The 708-nt window shown below is 48.0% G+C and carries 1 protein-coding gene; it reads right to left on the reverse strand.

The window, feature by feature from the left end:
- Positions 1-708: terminase gpA endonuclease subunit (locus AACQ83_RS24290; RefSeq protein ID WP_192881122.1), on the reverse strand; the 708-nt coding region annotated here is incomplete at both ends.

A 708-nucleotide genomic window follows, 5' to 3' on the forward strand; every position in this document is an offset into this window, starting at 1 on the left:
CATCAGTTTCTAAATCGCCCTCGATCACGTCATAAGCAATAGACCAGCTTTCTTCATTCCGGCCCCAGCCAATGACTTCTATTTCAAAGCGATCATCTTGGGTATCAATACCCGCCGTCAGAACCGCTACGCCGTCCGGTACCTCAGCAGCAAAGACTTCACAGCGCTCAAGGAGTTTTCTTTCACTCAATGCTTTCTCGCCCCGATCTTCATAGGGTTCACCCAGAACCAGGTTGATAAATGTCTGACGCATCAGCGGGTCATTTTTCACTCTCAGCCATTCAGCAACTAAGTATTTCCACGCAGCGTTAGGAAACAGACTGTAACCCGCCCAGATATGAAAACCAGCATGACCTTTAAATGGTTTGGTTGCCCGCCATTCTCCGCGCTTTACCAGGCCGGCTTTTTCGTTATGATGGATCACGCATCCGTTATGACGACAAACGTAATAAGCGGTATCCGGTATCCCTTCTCCGTGTTCGTCTTTGTCCCATTTGATACCGTAAGGTGTATCTGGGCCGCCCCATTCAAGAACCTGATATTCATTACAGTGAGGGCATGGGACGTAGTAATAACGCTGATCACTATCGCCAAATGACTTTTCAATACGGCTGGCGCCTTTTACAGTCGGGGTTGAACCCAATACGATTTTGCGGTTCCAAAATGTTTCTGAACGTTTTGTACCTAGTGCGATTTGGTCACCCTCGA

It is taken from the genome of Photorhabdus sp. S10-54, assembly GCF_963878145.1.
Lineage (GTDB): Bacteria > Pseudomonadota > Gammaproteobacteria > Enterobacterales > Enterobacteriaceae > Photorhabdus > Photorhabdus kayaii.